Annotated in this window: 1 protein-coding gene; it reads left to right on the top strand. The window is 62.0% G+C overall.

The annotated features are described in order from the left end of the window. On the top strand, nucleotides 1-255 hold a 255-nt coding region (locus KW821_RS21535), incomplete at both ends, for a DotU family type IV/VI secretion system protein (protein WP_218292876.1).

Genomic DNA, 255 nt, shown 5'->3' with positions numbered 1-255 from the left:
GACATCCTGGAGTTCATCTATCTGTGCCTCTGCCTCGGCTTCGAGGGGCGCTACAAGGTGATGAGCCAGGGCCAGGGCGAGTTCGAGCGCATCGTCAAGCAGTTGCACAAGCAGCTCTCCCCCGAGGTGAGCGGGGAGGCACCCAGCGTGTTTCACCTGGACCTTGGCCGTCAGGCCTCCCGCTATCAACTGCGCAAGCAGATATCCCTGCGCAGCCTGTTCATGGGCGGCGCCCTGATCCTGGCCATCATCTTT

Origin of the sequence: Aeromonas sp. sif2416 (assembly GCF_019218665.1) — a bacterium.
GTDB lineage: Bacteria > Pseudomonadota > Gammaproteobacteria > Enterobacterales > Aeromonadaceae > Aeromonas > Aeromonas encheleia.
This window is presented reverse-complemented; position numbering and strand designations above follow the sequence as displayed.